Raw genomic sequence first — 4117 nt, 5'->3', positions numbered from 1 at the left:
CATACCCCCCCCCCCCCCCGCCCGGGGGGGGGGGGGTCGCCGGGCCCCCGAGGGCGCGCGCCGTTCCGGCCAGCGGGTCTCGTCCCAGCCGGAACCTAGGACGGTCGCCTCCGGGTGCGCGGCGGCGTACTCACCGATCAGGCGCAGGCATTCGGCCAGCGAACCCACCGTGGACAGGTCGAGTCCGGTCAGACGCAGACCGTAGGCGGTGACGTGCACGTGCGGCTCGACGAACGCGGGCGCGACGAAGGCGCCGTCGAGGTCGACGATCTCGGCGTCCGGGTGCAGCGCCCGCCCTGGCTGCTCGGCGCCGAGCCACACCACGGTGCCGTCGGTGATCGCCATGGCGGTGGCATCCGGGGAACTCGAGCTGTAGAAACGGCCGCCGATGAGCAACTGGGTTCGCACGGCTGTCCAGTCTGCCGCATGGCCGGGATCGGCCCGTCGCCCGGCCTGTGTCGGGCCGAGGGACCGACCCCGCGGGCAGGAGCGGCGGCTCAGGCCCGGTCGATGGCGCGGCGGCCGGTGTCGCGGCCGTCGTCGTACCACTGCCGGACGACCACACCGTCCACCACATCGCCCTGAGCGTCGATCACCACGCCCCGGTAGCGGGTCTCCCCCATCAGGCCGCCGACCTTACGCGCCGTGAGGGCGGTCACCGCGGGGCGGACCAGCGCGCGGGTGAACGGGACGAGCAGGAGCAGACCGGCCGCCGAGGTCACCAGACCCGGCACGAACATCAGCACCGCGCCGAGCGCCACCAGCGCGCCGTCGGCCACCGCCGTCCCCGGCTTCATCTCGCCGCGGCCGACCCGGCGGAACTGCTCGAACACCCGCCGCCCCTGCGCCCCGACCAGCGCCATGCCGATGGCGGAACCGGCGATGAGCAACAGGATGGTCGCGAGCACGCCGATCCACTGGGCGACCGCGACCAGGGCGGCGATCTCGACGACGACGTAGAGCACGAACAACAGGACGGGCATGGCGGCGTTCCTTTCGGACGATCTACCCCCTACAACGTCGCGCGACCCGATTTTTCTCCCGAACGGAGCAGAACGCGCTCAGCCACCGGGACGGACCAACCCGGTCTCGTAGGCCAGCACCACCGCCTGCACGCGGTCGCGCAGGCCGAGCTTGGTCAGCACCCGCCCGACATGGGTCTTCACGGTGGCCTCGGACAGGAACAGTTCGGCGGCGATCTCGGCGTTGGAGCGGCCCGCGGCGATGTGTTCGAGCACTTCGCGCTCGCGGGCGGTGAGCACGTCGAGCACCGCCGGGTCGCGCATGCCGCCGGGGTCGGCGGCGACCATACGGTCCAGCAGGCGCTTGGTGACCTTGGGCGAGACCACCGCGTCACCGGCCGCCACGCTGCGCACGGCCGAGATCAGATCCTCGGGCGGGGTGTCCTTGAGCAGGAATCCGCTGGCCCCGGCGCGCAGCGCGCCCAGCGCGTGCTCGTCGAGGTCGAAGGTCGTCATGACCAGCACTTTGCTGCCGGTACCCGCCTCGAGGATGCGGCTGGTCGCGGTGACGCCGTCGACCACCGGCATGCGCACGTCCATGAGCACCACGTCGGGTCGCAGTTCCCTGGTGCGGCTGAGCGCGACCGCGCCGTTGTCCGCCTCGCCGACCACCTCGATGTCCGGGTGCGCGCCGAGCACCATCTTCAAACCCATGCGCATCAGTTCCTGGTCGTCGACAACGAGTACGGTGATCGCCACCGCACCAATCTAGCCTCGGCACCAATCCGACCTCGGCACCGATCCGACCCCGCCGCCCATCCGACCCCGCCGCACTAGTGCTCCGACCGGGTCCCGCGGGAGGACGAGGGTGTCGGTGCCCGTGGTTGCGCTTTCCGGTTCGATCGATCCGATCGGGGTGGGGCGCATGAACTCCGAACATCGGGGGCTCGACAGGTGTTCTGCGCGTGCCGTATTCGTCATGGTGTGTTCGATCCGGTCTTCCGGCTGACCGAGGCCGAGCGGCGCGCCACTTCCCTGGCGCGATTCGCCCGGCGCATGGTCCCGGTCCACGCCCTGGCTCGGCTGTGCGGCTCGGGCTGGCAGCTGGCCCAGCCGCTCGACGGCACGCACGACCACCTGTTCCGCCCGGTGGGCGGGGATCTGCGGGTGCTGGTGCATCTCGACGACGGCCTGCCCGCCGATGATCCGTGGGCGCCGGGCGAGCGGGTGGTCGAGGCGGTCGAGCTGTCCGCCGCGCCCCGCGCGCCGTGGTGGACGCGCTGCGGCGACACCCCCTTCGGCGTGCTCGGCCCGCTGACGGCGGGCGAGGTGCTGCGCGAGCTGACCGAGGCCCTGGGCGACCCCACGGCGGGCTAGCCGACCGCCGTGCCGATGCCGCCCTGGTCGTCGTCGGGTCGCAGCGGCAGGGTGGCACGCACCAGCCAGCCGCCGTCGGGTCGCGGTCCCACGGTCAGGGCGCCGCCGAGCACCGCGACCCGCTCGCGCATCCCCACCAGGCCGAGGCCGCTGCCCAGCGGGCCCGGCGGTTCGGCGCCCGCGCGTTCGATGGCCCGTTCGACGGTTCCGCCGCCGCGCGTGCCCGGCTGCTCACCCCGTCTGCCCGTCTCCCCTCGCCTGCCCACGCGGGCGCGTACGGCCCCGGTGGCGGCCGCGGCGGCGGTGGCGACGACGGAGACCCCCGACTCGCCCGGCGCGCCACCGGAGTCGGTGACCTCGACCAGCACGTCGTGCTCGCGCCGGTGCACCCGCACCCACGCCTTGGGCTGCGCCCCGCGCGCGTGCCGGAGTGTGTTGGTCAGCGCCTCCTGCACGATGCGGTGCACGCCGAGGCACACCTCGGGGGTGACGTCGTCGATGGCGCCGGTCATCTCCAGGTCGACGGCGAGGCCGGTGCCGCGCATCATCTCCACCACCTTCGCGATGCCCGCGGTGCCGTGCTGCGGCAGATCGCCCGGCGCGTGATCGGTGCGCAGCAGTTCCACCGTGCGGCGCAGCTCGCGAAGGGCTTCGCGGCCGGTGGTGGCGATGACGCCGAGCGCCTGTTCGGCGGTGTCCGGGTCACGGCGCAGGGCGTAGCGGGCGCCGTCGGCCTGCACCACGATCACCGATACCGCGTGCGCGACCACATCGTGCAGTTCCCGGGCGATGCGGGTGCGTTCGGCGGCGACGGCCTCGTGGGTGCGGCGACGCAGTTCCTCGTCGGCGACCGCGAGCCGGGCGGCCACCTCGGCGTCGTAGGCGTGACGCGCGCCGTTGAATTCGGCCAGCGTCCAGGACAGCGCGTAGTAGACCGCGACGAACGACAGCGCGACGGCGGTCGGCTGGTCGAGCAGCAGGGTGGCCAACAGCGAGTCCACCACGACCGCCGCCAGGTAGATCAGGCCCTCGCGCCTGCCCACATAGGCGACCAGGGTGTAGAGCATCACGCCGAGGCCGAGCAGCGCGGGGTGGGTGACCAAGTCGCCGAGCACGTAGCTGATCAGGGTGGCGGCGATGGCCAGGGCCACCATGGCCGCGGCCATCGAGCGCGGGTAACGCCGCCGCAGCGCGATGGGCAGCGGCAGCAGGCCGGTCAGCACCAGGTAGACCGCGGGCTGGCGGGATTCGGCGAGCCCGGTCAGATCGAACGCCAGCAACCCGAGAGCCAGGATCGAGTCGGCCACCAGTGGCTTGCCCCGCAGCCAGAGACTGAACCGTCGCACGCTCCCAGCCTAGGGGCCCGCGCCCGGTGCCCGGGATTCGTGGGATGTCTGGTTGGCTGGGCGGGTGGATCTCGCGGACTGGCTCGTTCTCCTGGCAGCGGCGGGCGCGGCGGGCTGGGTGGACGCCGTGGTCGGCGGTGGCGGGCTCATCATCCTGCCCACGCTGTTCCTGGTCTCGCCCGGCATCGCCCCGGCGACCGCGCTCGGCACGAACAAGTTCGCGGCGGTGGCGGGCACGACCGCCTCGGTGGTGACCTTCGCCCGAAAGGTGCCGATGAACTGGCGGCTGCTGCTGCCCGCGGGCGTCATCGCCGCGGGCGCCGCGGCGGCGGGCGCGGCGGCGGGGTGGCTGGTAGACCGGGGTCTGGTGATGCCGCTCGTGAAGGTGGTGGGGGTCGCGGTGGGCGGGGTCGTGACCGCGCGCCCCGCGGT

General features: G+C 73.4%; 6 protein-coding genes. 2 read left to right on the top strand and 4 right to left on the bottom strand.

From position 1 onward, the window contains the following. From QH283_RS15695 to QH283_RS15685, 3 genes are all read right to left on the bottom strand, one after another. Positions 1 to 408: amidohydrolase family protein (locus QH283_RS15695; protein WP_280503730.1), on the bottom strand; the 408-nt coding region annotated here is incomplete at its 3' end. An 89-nt stretch (positions 409 to 497) separates the two neighbouring features. Further along, entirely contained in the window at positions 498 to 983 is a 486-nt protein-coding gene (locus tag QH283_RS15690; RefSeq protein WP_280503729.1) for an FxsA family protein, read from the bottom strand. Positions 984 to 1061: 78 nt separating this feature from the next. Then, positions 1062 to 1721: a response regulator transcription factor gene (locus tag QH283_RS15685; protein ID WP_280503728.1), complete on the bottom strand. Its 660-nt coding sequence runs from the start codon at positions 1719 to 1721 to the stop codon at positions 1062 to 1064. Between the two features lie 225 nt (positions 1722 to 1946). On the opposite strand from QH283_RS15685, the gene QH283_RS15680 reads away from it, so the two are divergent. Next, positions 1947 to 2339 carry a hypothetical protein gene (locus QH283_RS15680; protein WP_280503727.1) on the top strand — a complete coding sequence of 131 codons (393 nt, stop codon included), beginning with the start codon at positions 1947 to 1949 and terminating at the stop codon, positions 2337 to 2339. Here the strand turns inward: QH283_RS15680 and QH283_RS15675 are convergent. Further along, positions 2336 to 3685, bottom strand: coding sequence for a sensor histidine kinase (locus tag QH283_RS15675; RefSeq protein ID WP_280503726.1), 1350 nt, complete (start codon positions 3683 to 3685; stop codon positions 2336 to 2338). The two genes, QH283_RS15680 and QH283_RS15675, sit on opposite strands and share 4 nt — an antisense overlap. A 52-nt stretch (positions 3686 to 3737) precedes the next feature. Here QH283_RS15675 and QH283_RS15670 point away from each other — a divergent pair. Beyond that, positions 3738 to 4117: TSUP family transporter (locus QH283_RS15670; RefSeq protein WP_432420737.1), on the top strand; the 380-nt coding region annotated here is incomplete at its 3' end.

Source organism: Nocardia farcinica, assembly GCF_029867845.1.
Lineage (GTDB): Bacteria > Actinomycetota > Actinomycetes > Mycobacteriales > Mycobacteriaceae > Nocardia > Nocardia farcinica_A.
This window is presented reverse-complemented; position numbering and strand designations above follow the sequence as displayed.

Bases quoted from the DNA above. Each gene is read 5' to 3' on its own strand.
- QH283_RS15690 (WP_280503729.1), bottom strand. From the start codon at position 983: ATGCCCGTCCTGTTGTTCGTGCTCTACGTCGTCGTCGAGATCGCCGCC.